Consider the following 16066-nt stretch of genomic DNA (forward strand, 5'->3'; position numbering starts at 1 on the left):
ACTTCCTTTGGCGTGCCGATTGCAACTATTTTGCCACCTTCATCTCCACCCTCTGGTCCCAAATCAATAATATAATCAGCACATTTTATCACATCAAGATTATGTTCAATTACAACTACAGTGTTACCTTTATCAACAAGTCTGTTTAGCACAGCTATCAATTTTTTTATATCGTGGAAATGCAAGCCTGTTGTGGGCTCATCTAAAATATACAGAGTTCTTCCTGTACTGGTTTTGCTTAATTCCCGACCAAGTTTTACCCGCTGTGCCTCACCGCCGGAGAGAGTAGGAGATGGCTGACCCAGCTTAATATAACCGAGCCCAACATCAAATAAAATCTGGAGTTTTCTTCTCAATGATGGGATGTTTTCAAAAAACTTCAACGCCTCTTGAACATCCATATTCAGCACATCATCAATGTTTTTCCCTTTATATTTGATTTGCAAAGTCTCATTATTGAACCGTTTTCCTCTACAGATTTCGCAGGTTACAAACACATCTGGCAGAAAGTGCATTTCTATATGTTTTACTCCACTCCCCTGGCAAGCCTCACATCTTCCCCCGGGCACATTAAAGCTGAAGCGACCTTGCTTATATCCTCTCACCTTAGCAGCTGGAGTTGTAGCAAAGATATGTCTGATGTCATCCAGAACTTTTGTATAAGTAGCAGGATTTGAACGAGGTGTTCGTCCAATTGGGTCTTGCGTGATATTGATGACCTTATCAATTTTGTGGAAGTATAACATATCGTTGTATTTCCCTTCTTTATGTGAACTTTTATATAGCCGATTTGCAAGTGCCGGATACAAGGTTTGATTGATTAAAGAACTCTTTCCAGAACCAGAGACTCCAGTGATACAGGTAAAAAGTCCGAGTGGAATTTCTACATCTATATGTTTCAGATTATTTTGAGTTACTTTAGTAATCTTAAGAAAGTCTCCGTTGTTTTCCCGATATTTTTTTGGAGATGGTATAGAAAGCTGACTGCTCAGGTATTTACCAGTAAGAGAATTCTCATTCTTGATGATATCTTCCAAAGAGCCGGAGGCAACTATTTCGCCACCGTAAATTCCTCCAAGTGGACCAAAATCCAGAATATAGTCAGCACTTCGTATCATCTTAGCATCATGCTCAACTACTATGACTGTGTTGCCGAGATTTTTTAAACCGATTAACATGTCTATCAAGCGATGGTTATCTCTTTGATGGAGTCCGATAGTTGGCTCATCCAGAATATACATCACACCAACAAGACCACTGCCAATTTGACTCGCCAGTCTTATTCGTTCAGATTCTCCACCAGAAAGGGATGGCGCATTTCTATCTAAAGTAAGATAATGCAGTCCTACATTTATCATAAATTTCAGCCGTGCTCTTATCTCTTTTACCAATTCAGCTGCAATAATTTTCTTATTGCCAGTAAAGTGTAAGTTTTCCATAAATTTTAGAAGATCACTGATTGACATTCGGGAGAGTTCTACAATAGATTTGCCGTTTATTTTCACATATCTGCTTTCTATACGAAGTTTTGTACCGTTACAATCAGGGCAGGGCTTTTCACTAAAAAAACTGGTATAGTATCTTCGCATTGCATCTGATTTGGTTTCTCTAAAGCGTCTCTTTATGGTTGGTAATAAGCCTTCATATGGAGTAAGAAAGTGTCCGGAACTTGTTATGCTGTCCCAATCAATTCTGAACTTTCTTCCTCTTGAACCATAAAGGATTACATCTTTTGCGGTCTTGCTTAAATTTTTCCATGGAGTAGAGAGTGAGAATTCAAATTCGTCAGCAAGTTGGAGAAGAATGCTGTATCGCCATGACCTTCTCTTCATACCCATTTCGCCCCAGTATTTAACAGCTCCATCCATAATGGATTTTGATTTATCAGGTATAAGTTTATCAATATCCAATTCCATTCGTGAACCAAGCCCGTTGCAGATTTTACACATACCAAGTGGACTGTTGAAAGAAAACATTTGCGGTGTTAATTCTGGATAACTGATATTACATTTTGGGCAGGCATTTTTCTTGCTGAGAAGTCGCGTTTTTTTCTCCTTTGGGTAGTCAATCATCACGATTCCATTTGCAAGTTCTAATGCAATTTCCATAGAATCAGCAAGTCTGCTTTGAATTCCTTTTTTGATTACTAATCTATCAACTACCACTTCAATATTGTGTTTACTCTTTTTATCAAGTATGATTTTATCATTTATATCACGAATGATTCCATTAACTCTAACACGAACAAAACCATCTCTTTTTATCCGTTCAAATACATCTTTGTGTTCACCTTTTCTTTCTCTAACGAGTGGAGCTAATATTTGAATACGAGTTCCTTCTGGTAAATTCAATATATAATTAATCATCTGGTCTGTGGTTTGAGAACTTACGGATGAGCCGCATTTATAGCAGTATTGAGTTCCGACTCTGGCATATAATACACGGAGATAATCGTATATTTCAGTAACCGTGCCGACAGTAGAACGTGGATTATGACTTGCTGCTTTTTGTTCAATGGATACCGCAGGTGAAAGCCCTTCAATGTAGTCAACTTTAGGCTTTTCCATCTGACCCAGAAATTGACGAGCATAAGAAGATAGTGATTCAATATATCTTCGCTGACCTTCTGCATAAAGTGTATCAAAAGCCAAAGATGATTTGCCCGAGCCACTAACTCCTGTGAACACGATAAATTTATTGCGTGGAAGTGTTACATCAATATTTTTCAGGTTATGCTCGCAAGCACCTTTGATGATGATATTTTTTTTCATTTTTTAGATTACTCTAAATATAGAAACTCAAATTGCTAAGTTTTTTGAAATAGTTTATTAAAAAATTTTAACAAAAAATTGTCAAGCCAAAAAAGGTTATTTTGATACTGTTATTTGATTTAATATTAATAGTAAAAGAAAAATAAAGAAATCGATTTTATTAATAGTAAAGGTAAAAATGTTTGATAATAAGAAGAAAGTTAAATCACAGAAATTCCTTTTTACATTTTGGAAATTATTGATGTAATCTGTATAAAATACTCAGTCTTGTCAAGAACTTTGCTTAGTAATTTACTCAAGTTTCGCGCCTGGTTGAATATAGACAAATAACGGACTTACATTTTCAAAAATTAAGAATAAAATTAATCTATTCATTTAAATTATATACAATTACAAGACAGATTACATTTTTGGTTATTGTTTGACATTATTAAAAATTTCATTTCATGCCAGAGGCAGATCCTTCGGAAAAAACTGCATAGCGGTTGGGATATTTATAGGCAGGTGCGTAAGCACCTATTTTAATATACCCCATCCGAGAATAAAAGCTCTGTAAGAGCGACATATTTACCTCGTAGGATAAAAAATATTCACAGGGGTAAATATATCGCACCGATGGTGCTTATTTGATTAGTTCGGTTTTTTTTACTACAAATATTCCGTTCCTACGGAACTAAAATGAAACATTCATGTCAATCCCGACTTGTCGGAATGAAATTTTTTTGTCTCTATTTCCTTCTTAGTTCTTTCATCTGTATAACACTGGTTTTATTAATTTTTTATAGCACTTCCAGCACACATTAATCTCATCTTGCATTTTGCACAAGTTTTCTTTCTGCTGATTGTCCCGCTGTAAAAGGAAACTAAAAGCAGAAGCAACAATACTGCTATTTTAGATACCGTAAATTTCTGAATAAGTGAAATAACAATTAAAATAAGAGGAAGAAGTGTTAAAATTCCATAAGTAAGTGGAGCAAGTTTTTGACCAATGCCCGTATTGAATTTTTCAATATTACCTCTTTTGAAAAATAGAGCAGAGAGTTTACCCCAACCCATACAACACCATTTATTGTAATAATAACAATTTGTGCAAAGTAATTTTCGCAATACAATCCCAATCATTATAATAGCAAAAGCAAGGTAAAGCCAGGCAGCCAGCGGAAACAAAAACCAACATCCAATAGTTCCTAAGACAATCCATAAAACCATAAAAAAATTACTTATGACTGCGTTTATCTTAAGATATTCTTCTAATCCTTGTTCATAGATTTCTATCTCGTTTTCCACAGTGATTTTTCCTTTCATAGGTTAATTGTTTCATATTTGTAGAACGATCTTAATCTCGTTAGTTTAAATATTCTTTAAATCTGTGTTAAGAAAACGAGTTCACCCTTCGTAATAACTATGGAGAACGGGCTAAGAACCTGGTTCTACATTTACGGACAGTCTCTAATTGCACAGATATTATTGATAAAATACTAATTCCTTTTTACTATTATGGTAGCTTTAGAAAATCTTCTTGAGAATAATATTGTAAAAGTTGTTTCCATTGTCCTTTTGTTAATCCTTGAGGATACTTACAGTAAAGTTTAAGTTTTTCTAAATCATTCTTATCAAAGACTGACGAAAAATTCACTTCTGGTTCATTGTAGAGAAAAGCGAAAACCGTAATAGGGACTAATGCTGCCCAGCACAGTTTTTGAATTTTCTCATTTTCTCTATAATTTGCAGAAGCCATTCCAATATCTATAAGAATCAAAGGAGCCATAGCTATAATTTTTTTAGGTCTTAGACTATATCCACAAATATGAACTCTTTGAATATTTGTAAATGGTACTATGTAGAGTTTGTCCTGATATTTGCAGAAAAGCGATGAATCGCTTACTGCAAGCAATTCACACTCATAAATATAGCGATTTATAAGCTTGAGATTCGCAGTTTCACCATTAGGTTTAAGCACATTAACTGAACTCACACACGAGCAAAACAGGATTAGAATAGCGATTAAACATAAGACATTTCTACTCAATTATTACCTTCTCTACAAGGAAGTTTAGATTCATAGAACTTCTTATTGTACTGAGGCTTTTTCGCAATCCAGAGTTGGGCTGTCTTTATAATTGTCTCATCATTAAACTCTAATTTTAGTTCTTTTCTTTCTAATTTGGTTTTTGTTAACCACTTTTTCCGAAGCCATTCAATATAGAAACCTCGTGATTTAACAAAGTAGGCACGTCTCATCCCTTCTGGTACATTTCCTACTTTGAATTTTAGAAGATAACTCTCACCCGGATAAGTGACAAAATAATCTTTATCTTTTTTCTTGAAAAGAGCAATAAGACTATCTCTTCTATTTCCTTTGTAATCAGTTAATTCGCTACACGCAATCGTATTTATGCTATAATTTTCATTTCTATCAAAACTCACTCCTATCCAATCTATGAACCAGTTATCCGGCAAAAATGAAAATCGTAACTGTGCGATGTCCTCATCAGGAACAGACAGTTCTACAGCTTCCTGATGCCAGGCTATAGGTCCGGTATCACTAATTCTTATCACTTCTTTGTATTTTTCCCCATCAAACATCTGAATATGGAGGCCAAAGTGCTTTTGATACCATTTATCCAATTTCAACGCATAAAATATATTTGAAGTTTTTGAGCCAAGCCAGTCAACTGCCTCAAAACCTTGCGAACCAAGCATTACATCGTAGAGGAGGATGGTGTTTAAAAGTGTGTTTCGCAGACGAAATGCGATATACATTTTCTTTGCATCCTGAGGAACTCTAACTTTTACATCAATCCAATCTCGTGTAATGGTATGAGTAAGTTCCTGTACTACAAGAGAGTCGCTTTGATACCAATAATTATCTCTATCTGAAATGAGTCCGGTTACATTACTGCCCGATTTACTAATCGCTTCAAGTATTTGGGCTTCTTTACCAAATAGGATAATATCTCTTTTTTTGGTTGGGAAGACTTCATACCCTGATGGATGGTCAACAGTTAGCAAGAACAGGTTGTTAATATAATGTGTTTCAAGGGCTTCATTAGCAACTTTTATGGTATATTTGCCATTTACAGTCTTTCCAAAATCTAATCTGTCAAAGTCATTCCCTTCAAACCTTTTAGCAATACTGTAACTAAATTCTTCTGCTTCTAATGTGTAATCCTCGCCATCAAATGAATAGATTGTTGGACAGGAGCCAAAAATTGACACCCAAAGAATCATGCCTCCCACGAATGAAGCAACTGCAATTGGTGGTATACTCGCTAAGAAAGCACCTGTCTGCCATTCTTTTTTATAATACTCTATACATGCTACGCTATCTATTGGAACTGACTTAACAGATGTTGAATAGTTGCGTGTTAAATTGTATCTCCAGCCATTACCATTGATTGTATCTCCTATAACAGTAAAGCCTTTCTCAAACATAACTACTGAGCCATCATACAAATGCACTTTTGCGGATGATTTAATAATATATCTTTCCGATTCTTGAATTTTGTTTTTGTTAAGAGGTTCAACCTTTGTCTGTATAAAAGTACAGGATGTAATTAGTGTAAATATAAGAAAAACACATAGTAAACTAAAATATGATTTGGTTTTCTTCAAATCTCTATCCTATTTAATTTTTGTTGAAGGGCCTTATTCACATTTATGTAACACCCACACGTTAGGCTCAATATATTTTCCAATATTGTTTTCCAAATCAATATTTACAGGATTTAGAGCATTGGGAATAATATACTTGTTACTTTCTCCAAAATACATTCCAGTCCAATCTTGCCATTCTGAAACAGTGCCGGTAATTATCATAGATTGATTTGCTACTTTCAAGATTTCACCGCCAAGTTTTATGTGGACCCTTAACCATGGGTCAAAAGGTAAGCCATCTCTTTTCCATTTGATATAATTTTCCATTGCTATTGTTGGATATTGTGATTTTAATGTTGGCCTCACCGGAAGGATAAGATTATGAAATCCATGTTCAGCAGCCAGCTGCTTAAAATTTTGAATAATCTTTGAACTGATTCCTTTTCCAAGATATTTCTTTGATATTACAGCTGCTAATCCACATAATGTGTTTGGGTTATCATTACTTTCCATTATGATTTTGATTGCTTCATCAAAACCAGAAGGTAAATCGTCAATATTACCATTCCAATAAATTGGAGCGGAATTACCTGCGCCAACATATTCTACGCCAGTTCTGAATAATAGTTGATATTCTGGATATTTTTTATATATTTGTCGCCAATATTTTTTTACATACTTATCTTCATTTAGAAAGGCGGGCCAGGGTTCTTTGTGAAGTTGATTAATTACACTTATTAAATTTTGATTGTCAGATAATTTTTCTACAAGCATTTTATGTATTGTTTATAAGATATTGTCATACAATTATTAGATTACTGATTTTGCAGGAATGACAAACAGGCGGAATTTTGATTTTCCCCATAAATTGTGTTCGCGAAAAATGAACATAAAATAATGATTAAAATGCATAATGTGTTGAATTTTGGACTCATTTTAGTTCATCCTTTTGTTTCATTTTCCATCCCCGCGGACACGGAGATTACAGAATATATTTTGTCAAATCCTCATCAGTAATAATCTTTTCCAGTAGTTTACTTACATCCTCTTTCGTGACTTTTACTTTTTTACATTCAGGGTCTGGAAGATTATATAAATATTCTTCAAGGAGGATAGTCATTATTGTATGGAGTCTTCTTGCACCGATATCTTCCATTTTGGCATTTGCCATAGCAGCATAGTTTGAAATCTCTTTTATTGCACCTTTTGTGAAAGTAACATCCACATCTTCCGTTTTCAGCAAAGCGGTATATTGTTTCATAAGAGCGTTTTTAGGCAATGTTAGAATTTTTGCAAAATCTTCTTTTGTCAGGCTTTGCAATTCTACTCTAATTGGAAATCTTCCCTGCAATTCAGGTATCAGGTCAGAAGGTTTGGAAACATTAAAAGCGCCGGAAGCTATGAAAAGAATATGAGTTGTATCTACCATACCATATTTAGTAGGCACATTTGAGCCTTCTATGATTGGAAGTAGGTCTCGTTGAACACCTTCCCGGGATACATCTGGACCCGATTTAGATTTTTCTCCAGCAATCTTATCAATTTCATCAAGGAAAATGATGCCGTTTTGTTCAACTCTTCTGATAGCAATTTCTTTTACTTCGTTCATATCAACCAATTTTCTTGATTCAGAATAGAATAGGAAATCTAACGCCTCATTAACTTTCATCTGTTTACGTTTACCTATCTGGCCTGGCATAAATCCTGCTAACATTTCGCCCATATTGATGTCAAAGCTATCCAGTCCCATACTTGAGAATATTTCAACTCTGGGTTCAGGCAATTCATCAATTTTGACTTCCACAATTCTTTCATCCAAAGATCCTTTATGGAGCATTTTTCGCAACTTTTCTCTGGTTTGTTTTTGCATCTTTTTTGCTTCTTCAAGCTCTAACCTTTCTTGCTGCCGCTGTTCAAGACTAAGATTTGCTTTTCTTTTCCTTTTTATAGGTGGAAGTAAAAGGTCAAGCACTCTTTCTTCAGCTCGTTTTCTTGCTTGCTCTTCTACAGCAATCGTCATCTCTTCCCTTACTTGACTTACAGCAAGGTTAACAAGTTCACGAATAATTGCCTCTACATCTCTACCCACATAGCCCACTTCTGTAAACTTTGATGCCTCAATTTTAATAAACGGAGCATTTACGAGATTAGAAAGCCGTCTTGAAATTTCTGTTTTGCCAACACCGGTAGGCCCAATTAGAATAATATTGTTTGGTAGGATTTCATCACGCAGTTCTTCAGACACATTTTGGCGACGCCAGCGGTTACGAAGAGCTATTGCAACTGCTTTTTTTGCTTTATCCTGACTGATAATATATTTGTTAAGCTCTTTAACAATTTGTTTAGGTGTGAGTTCTTTCATTTCCATAATTATAGTTCCTCAATAGTTCTATTTGTATTAGTATAGATACAGATATTTGCTGCGATTTCAAGTGCTTTTTCTACGATTTCTTTAGGTGAGAGATTTTTATTTTTAATTAGAACCATAGCTGCAGCTTTTGCATAGGGTCCACCTGAGCCTATAGCAGCAATATTGTTATCTGGTTCAATAACATCGCCATTACCAGATATTACAAGTAGATTTTTTTTATCTCCAACAATTATCATTGCTTCAAGACGGCGGAGTATTTTGTCGGTTCTCCATTCTTTTGCCAATTCCACTGCTGACCGCATTAAGTTGCCTTTGTATTGTTTTAGCTTTTCTTCAAATCTTTCAAAGAGAGTTAAGGCATCCGCTGTGGCGCCAGCAAAGCCAGCAATCACTTTTCCATCATATAAGGTCCTTACTTTATGTGCATAAGATTTGAAAATTGTCTCACCATGTGTTATCTGCCCGTCTCCGCCTATCGCAACTTTGTTTCCTTTTTTTATCCCTATAATACTTGTTCCTTTAATCATTTTGGTCTGCCTTATTTTCTTTTTGTTTTTTTTCAATGTATTTTTGATAGATTTTTTCTACTTCTTCGCCATTTAATGTTTCTTTCTGAAGCAAAGTATCAGCCAGTTTATTAAGTAAATCTTTATTTTCAGTTAAGATTTTTTTACATAACTGATAACCCTCTTCAATAAATCTTTTTATTTCTTGGTCAATAAGGTTTGCAATATTTTCGCTGTAGTTTTCTTGCCTGCCGAATTCCTTGCCAAGGAATATATTTTCTTCTCTTTCGCCAACAGTCATAGGTCCAATTCTATCACTCATACCCCACTCACAAACCATTTTTCTTGCAAGTTCAGTAGCTTTTTTAAGATCATCTCCTGCACCTGTAGTAGGTTCACCTCCAGAAATTTCATCAGCAACTCTTCCTCCCAACAGATGAGCAATTTTTGACTGACAGTAGCTTTTTGAATATGTATGACGGTCATCAAGTGGCAAGAAATGAGTTGAACCGAGTGAGCGTCCGCGAGGTATAATAGTAACTTTGTGGATTGGGTCGCTACCGGGAATAAATTTTGCCACTAATACATGCCCAGATTCATGATACGCGGAATTTCTTTTTTCTGTTTCAGTAAGCATCAGACTTCTTCTTTCTTTACCCATAATGACTTTATCCTTAGCATTTTCAAAATCTTCCATATGGACTGATTTATGTCCAAGGCGAGCTCCCCACAAGCATGCTTCATTAACAAGATTGGCTAAGTCTGCACCGGAAAAACCGGGTGTTCCTTTTGCAATGATTATTAAGTCTACTTTTTTGTCTAATGGAACTTTTCTAACATGAACTTTTAGTATTCCTTCCCTACCCCTCAAATCAGGTCTATCTACTACTACCCGTCTATCAAATCTTCCTGGACGAAGTAATGCGGGGTCAAGTATATCAGGACGGTTCGTTGCAGCGATAATAATAACACTCTCATTTGGATTAAAACCGTCCATTTCAACTAAAAGTTGATTTAATGTCTGTTCCCTTTCGTCATGACCACCGCCAATACCAGCTCCTCTATGTCTGCCGACTGCATCAAGTTCGTCAATAAATATAATGCACGGAGCATTCTTCTTACCTTGATTAAAGAGGTCTCTAACACGGGATGCTCCAACACCGACAAACATTTCAACAAAATCTGAGCCACTTATACTAAAGAATGGAACTTTTGCTTCACCTGCCACAGCTTTTGCAAGAAGGGTTTTTCCCGTTCCTGGAGGCCCAAGAAGTATTACACCTTTTGGGATTCTACCGCCGAGTTTCTGAAATTTTTTAGGTTCTTTCAGGAATTCTATAATTTCTTCCAATTCCTCTTTAGCTTCATCAACTCCAGCAACATCTTTGAAGGTAACATTTGAACGATTTCCGCTAAGCAATTTTGCACGACTTTTACCAAAACTAAATGCTTTGCCAGCACCACCTTGCATTGATTTCATGATAAAAATCCAGAAAACTATAAATAGAATAAACGGTAACCAGTAAGACAATATTGTAGAGAAAATAGAAGGTTTTTTTGAAATGATTCTGATTTCTTTGTGGCTCTCAGCAATTTCTTTAACCAGGTCAGGATCATCAAAAGGTATATTTGTTCGTCTTTTTATATTTCCAATCGTATAATTAATATCCTTACCACTAAATGTGATTTCATTAACAGCCCCGGATTCTATATCTTTCATAAATTCAGAATAAGAAGCCTCTTGAATCTGACCTTTACCAGAGAAAAATTGAAAAAATGCAACAATAGCAAATATGATAATTAGCCATATTAATAACGAACCACCCTTGGGAGGTTTAATTGGAAGTTTATTTTTTTGTTGGTTCTTTTTTTGCGGAGTTCTGTTATTCATTATTGATAAATCTCCTTTTTTAAAATACCGACAAAAGGTAAGTTTCTATACTTTTCTTTATAATCAAGCCCGTATCCAACAACAAACTTATTTGGCACAGTAAATCCTTTATAGTCAATTTTTATATCCGGTTTATGGGCTTTGAATTTATCAAGAAGTACACAGGTTTTTATTGATTTAGGATTTTTATTCTTTAATAAATTTATAATATATTTAATTGAAAGACCTGTATCAATAATATCTTCAACTAAAATTATATCTCTATTTGAGATATCATAATTACAACCCTTTGTTAATTTTATAATCCCTGAGCTTTTTGTTGAACTTCCATAACTTGCAACGCCAAGGAATTCTATCTCTATTGGAATGCTAATATGGTGCATTAGATCTACAAGAAAGATTACACCACCTTTGAGAATACTTATTAGAATAGGCACACTTCCTTTATAATCTTTTGAGATTTGAGCACCTAATTCCTTTATTTTCTTCTGTAGCTCATCTTCAGAAATCAGAACTTTTTCAATATCATTTTTCATGTTTTCCTCTAAATTTTTTCCTTAGCCTCTATTGTTAAAATATAATACTGAATATTATTTGTCAAACCTTATTTGTTAATTCTTTTTGCTTTGCGATAGTCCTTCAATTTTTTCATACTTTTAATTCTTAAGACATGTTTAGTTTGACGAGTAATTTTTATATTTTCACTTATACGAATGCCAGCTAACCAAATTATCTGATTTTGGTCTTCCACTAAAATGATTTTGTCTCGTTCAAATCTTGGCACTTTTGAATCTATAAAAAAGTTTTTAAGCTTTTTAGGGTTGTGCATACCTAACGGGGTAAACCTATCGCCTGGTTGACGATATCTAATTGTAACTGGAAATTTTACTTTATCTAAATCAACATAGCATGTATTTCTTTGGGAAAATTTATATCCATGAATAGGAATTGACTTCATCTCTGAAATAGAGACATAATGGTCTTTAAAAAGGATTCTGCGAGATGTTCTTTTGATTTGTCTGCGATAATCATTAAATTTAACTAAGGGTGGAGATTTTGAGAATGTTAGAAGTTGTTTATCTTTTATAGCAAAGACCCCTTTCGGCAATTGAATGTATTTACTTTCAGAGCTTCTTAATAAATCTGCGATTGCCTGAAAATGAGTTGTAAAGAAATCCTGCTCTGAGCCTGTAATGTGCCCAAAAATCTTCCTTGAGATATAAAAGAGAATGATATCTTTATTTTTTAGTTTATCCAAATTCAGGATAAAAGAATCCCCATCTGTTTTTTTTACTATTTCCGGAAATATTTCTTTACAATATTCTTGCAAAAAGGAATCGGTTTGCTGAAAAATTCTGGCACTATTAGATATTTTATCCACGACTTTTGGGTTTAATCCCTTTTCAATTTCAGGAATAATTTTATGACGAATTTTATTGCGGTCATAAATAAGGCTTAGATTAGAAGAGTCTGCAGAGAATTCAATATTATTTTGTTTTGCAAATTCTGTAATTTCATTTCTTGTGAGAGCAAGTAAAGGACGAATAATGTTTTTAGATTTTGGAATTATCCCTTTCATTCCACCAATACCGCTGCCACGGAAAAGGTTAAGAAGAAGAGTTTCTGCCTGATCATTTTTATTATGCCCTAAAGCAATTTTTTGGAATTGGTATTTTTGTAAAAGGTCTCTTAAAATACTGAATCTGATCTTTCTCGCTTTGTTTTCTAAATTAGATTTCTCCTTTATTTCTACATGCCGAGTAACGAGTGGAAAGCCCCATTTGTAGCAAAGGTTTCTTACAAACTGCTCATTCTCATTAGATTCATCTCCACGAAGATGATAATTAATATGAACTGCAAGGGTGGTCAGATTATATTCAGCAGAGATTTTTTTTATCAGATCGAGTAAGATAGTGGAATCTATTCCTCCAGAAACAGCAACAATAATCTTATCATTCCATTGAATTAAATTTTCTTGTTTAATAAATTTTTGAAATTCTTTCAGGATGTTTTTTGCGGAGCTCATATTTTTTATATCTTTTTTATATTAAATTTTGCGTGCAATTCGTAATAGATAAATTCTTATTTCAGCACATAAATTATATATAACAAGTTTCCTACAAAGAAATTTCATTAACCTATGCAATATATTAACATTCTATTCTGTTAATGGTGACCTGTTGGCATTATTCTTAATATAGGATATTAATTTTTTATCAAGAAAATTATAAATATTTTGTGCTTCTTCAACCTCATTTTTTTCATATAATTCATACATTTCAATAACATACTTTTCAAATTCTTTTTGTTGCTTTACTGTGAGAACTGGAACCATCACATTTCCTAATTTACTCTTGCTTATACTTATTGTCCCGGTTCCTTGTTTCTCCATATTAACAAACTCTTTTCCTATTGAGCTATTTAAATAAAAAGCCAAAAATGCTGGATTAACCTGACTACCTCTTAAAATAAAAATCCAATCATCTACCTGTCCTGAATATTTTTCATTAATTACACAGAAAGCCCTTCCACTACAACCAGCTCCTACCCTAATAACTAAGACATCTTTTGTCTTTACACATGCAGAAGGTTTATAAATATCTTCATCCCTTTTTATAAAAAAATTATCATCATATTTAAAGCCAATTCTGCTTATGTTTTTTGCCTTAATCAATCTTATATACTCATCTCTATTTGTATTATCAATATTATAGTAAATCTTCTTTTTGTCCTCACCATATTTAGTAAATCCATTATAAATCTTCACAAATTCTTTTAATTTTTTGAAATGTATATTATTATTTATTAAATATTTTTTGCTTTTCAATGCTGCATAATAATAATCTGGATCCATTCTATACTGAATATCTTCAATATTTTTCCTAATACCTACTGTATTATCATAAATAGATAATTGACTTAGTCCTATTAATTCTTTTTTACTATTAATTAATATTAAATTTACTTTATTCTTTTGTTTGTTATTGAAAAATCCAAACAAATTTTCATGATTTTTTATCCCAAACAGGATGGCTGTTTTTGCAGAAGTATTTTTAAAAATATTTCGGGGTAAGCTAACAATAGCTTCTATCTTTAAATTAGAAATGATAAAATTTCGGACATATTGAAGATTAGTATTGGAGAAGATATTAATGGGTAATATTATTCTGATAAATCCCCCTTCTTTCACTAATTGAATGAATCTTTCTAAAAACAATATTTCAAATGACTGTTTTTGTTTCCTTAAAAAATAATAGTTAAGAATTTGAGGGTTATTAATTTTATTCTTTTGATTACTAAATGGGGGATTACCGATAGCCATATCAAAATAGTTATTTTTTATACTTTTGAGAGACTTGATATCAAGTGCATTTCCCAAAAAGGTTTTAACACTTTTATAATTTTTATATCTTTTTTTGTCATCTTTAACAATTTGTTCATCAATATCTATTCCATATAAATTTAAATATCCTTTCTTTAGTAAAACTTGAAAGAATATTCCATCACCTAAAGATGGGTCAATAATCTTATCAGTTTTGTTAATTTTAGAGTTCTTTACCATAAACTCAGCTACTTCATTAGGAGTGAAGTACTGTTTAAAGACTTTTAATTTGTCCATAATAATTGATTTTTATAACAATGGAGGTTCTATTTTTCTCCCCCATAAAATAAACTCTTTATCTTCAGTAGGTTCTGGTTTTTTAACTATATATTTAAAAAATTTCTTAAATGCTATAGAACATTGTAATCTGCGTTGATTTTTAGAATCTATTTTTGGATTCAAGGTGATAATACTGGATTTTGTGTTTAATGATTTTTTTATTTTTTGAGCTTCTAATCTTGCAATCCTATAATTTTTACTTCTATCTTTAATACAATTATCGAGTTTTAATAGGTCTTCTTTTGAAACATCTCCCCAAAATTTTCTCCAACCTGATTTTGGAATAATGGATTCTGTAATTTTTACAATATTCTTCTTTCCAGACATTTTTACCCAAAATCCAACTATTAAAGTAAAGTCTGTTTTAATGGTAAATTGTCTTATCGCATCACCAAAGTATACACTTCCCTTCCACTTGGCGGTTTTTATAGAAATAGCTCCACCTTTCTTATTTGGATTTAATTCTTCAGGTATATCCCATTCAGAAGTGTAATATATATCAAAAAAAGTTTTCTTAACCCAATTTTCAAATTTTAAACCGTGTTTTTGTCTCTCATTTTTCATATATTGCTTCTCCTAAATAATAGGACGCTTTCAAAAATAGTGGAATCCTCACCACACCTGAAATGGCTATTAGCACTTTATCGTCTGGCTGGAGCAGATTTTTTTCTTTTATAGATTTTTGAAATTTTGTCATGACGTTTTTTAAGGCTTCATATTTCTTAAAATATCATTTTTATTATAAAAAAAATTTTTGCAAGAAATAAAAATCTTCTTTCTCTAAATATTTTACGAATAATTCCCAAAAATCTTCCGAAAATGAAACCCGTAAATTGCTAATGTAATTGCTGTCGGAAAAAGTCGCGGTCGTCTGAATAAACAACTAAAAAAGAGTTTCCAGTAGCGAATTCGCTCTTTCCCTATTACCCCTAAAAGTAATGTAGATTTGAAAAATGCTCCAATATGACTGAAATGAAAGTGATGTGTTTTATTCCTCAATGGTTTATATTCTCTTAAAAACTCCCTGGCTCGTTCGTAATAATATTTGGGAGAATAAATAGTTCTCACGATTTCTTTATAGCCGTTGACAAGTACCTCAAGGTTCATTTTAGGGACAAAGTTAGTTGAAAAATCTGTATTATCACCTGAAATATTCTTTAATAATCTGCCTTCTTTCGTAAGTCGCTTATAAAGTCTGGTCCCTTGTGGAGCCTGTAACAACCCAACCATAGCAGTAGTGATTCCACTTTCCTGGATAAACTTTATCTG

General features: G+C 33.3%; 14 protein-coding genes. All 14 read right to left on the minus strand.

The genetic code is table 11. The features are described 5' to 3' along the window. Nucleotides 1–2771: excinuclease ABC subunit UvrA (gene uvrA / locus U9R23_04620; GenBank protein MEA3475707.1), on the minus strand; the 2771-nt coding region annotated here is incomplete at its 3' end. A gap of 771 nt (nucleotides 2772–3542) precedes the next feature. Next, nucleotides 3543–4076 (minus strand): hypothetical protein, encoded by a 534-nt coding sequence (locus U9R23_04625; protein MEA3475708.1) that lies wholly within the window; start codon nucleotides 4074–4076, stop codon nucleotides 3543–3545. Between the two features lie 190 nt (nucleotides 4077–4266). After that, nucleotides 4267–4800 (minus strand): hypothetical protein, encoded by a 534-nt coding sequence (locus tag U9R23_04630; protein MEA3475709.1) that lies wholly within the window; start codon nucleotides 4798–4800, stop codon nucleotides 4267–4269. Continuing rightward, nucleotides 4797–6386: a hypothetical protein gene (locus tag U9R23_04635; GenBank protein MEA3475710.1), complete on the minus strand. Its 1590-nt coding sequence runs from the start codon at nucleotides 6384–6386 to the stop codon at nucleotides 4797–4799. Before U9R23_04635 ends, U9R23_04630 begins: the two co-directional genes overlap by 4 nt. Nucleotides 6387–6419: 33 nt before the next feature. Next, on the minus strand, nucleotides 6420–7142 hold the full coding sequence (locus U9R23_04640; GenBank protein MEA3475711.1) for a hypothetical protein: 723 nt from the start codon (nucleotides 7140–7142) through the stop codon (nucleotides 6420–6422). A 208-nt stretch (nucleotides 7143–7350) separates the two neighbouring features. Continuing rightward, nucleotides 7351–8736 (minus strand): ATP-dependent protease ATPase subunit HslU, encoded by a 1386-nt coding sequence (gene hslU, locus U9R23_04645; GenBank protein MEA3475712.1) that lies wholly within the window; start codon nucleotides 8734–8736, stop codon nucleotides 7351–7353. A 2-nt stretch (nucleotides 8737–8738) separates the two neighbouring features. After that, entirely contained in the window at nucleotides 8739–9266 is a 528-nt protein-coding gene (hslV, locus tag U9R23_04650) for an ATP-dependent protease subunit HslV (protein ID MEA3475713.1), read from the minus strand. Continuing rightward, nucleotides 9259–11136: an ATP-dependent zinc metalloprotease FtsH gene (gene ftsH / locus U9R23_04655; protein ID MEA3475714.1), complete on the minus strand. Its 1878-nt coding sequence runs from the start codon at nucleotides 11134–11136 to the stop codon at nucleotides 9259–9261. Before ftsH ends, hslV begins: the two co-directional genes overlap by 8 nt. After that, entirely contained in the window at nucleotides 11136–11672 is a 537-nt protein-coding gene (gene hpt, locus U9R23_04660; GenBank protein ID MEA3475715.1) for a hypoxanthine phosphoribosyltransferase, read from the minus strand. The genes ftsH and hpt overlap by 1 nt, the downstream gene beginning before the upstream one ends. Nucleotides 11673–11740: 68 nt before the next feature. Further along, nucleotides 11741–13162, minus strand: a complete 1422-nt coding sequence (tilS, locus tag U9R23_04665; GenBank protein ID MEA3475716.1) for a tRNA lysidine(34) synthetase TilS — start codon at nucleotides 13160–13162, stop codon at nucleotides 11741–11743. Between the two features lie 132 nt (nucleotides 13163–13294). After that, nucleotides 13295–14755, minus strand: coding sequence for an N-6 DNA methylase (locus U9R23_04670; GenBank protein MEA3475717.1), 1461 nt, complete (start codon nucleotides 14753–14755; stop codon nucleotides 13295–13297). Nucleotides 14756–14767: 12 nt separating this feature from the next. Then, entirely contained in the window at nucleotides 14768–15361 is a 594-nt protein-coding gene (locus tag U9R23_04675) for a hypothetical protein (protein MEA3475718.1), read from the minus strand. Beyond that, nucleotides 15351–15494: a hypothetical protein gene (locus tag U9R23_04680; protein ID MEA3475719.1), complete on the minus strand. Its 144-nt coding sequence runs from the start codon at nucleotides 15492–15494 to the stop codon at nucleotides 15351–15353. Before U9R23_04680 ends, U9R23_04675 begins: the two co-directional genes overlap by 11 nt. Before the next feature lie 92 nt (nucleotides 15495–15586). Beyond that, on the minus strand, nucleotides 15587–16066 hold a 480-nt coding region (locus U9R23_04685), incomplete at its 5' end, for a DUF4070 domain-containing protein (GenBank protein ID MEA3475720.1).

The organism is Candidatus Cloacimonadota bacterium, from assembly GCA_034722995.1.
Lineage (GTDB): Bacteria > Cloacimonadota > Cloacimonadia > JGIOTU-2 > JGIOTU-2 > JAGMCF01.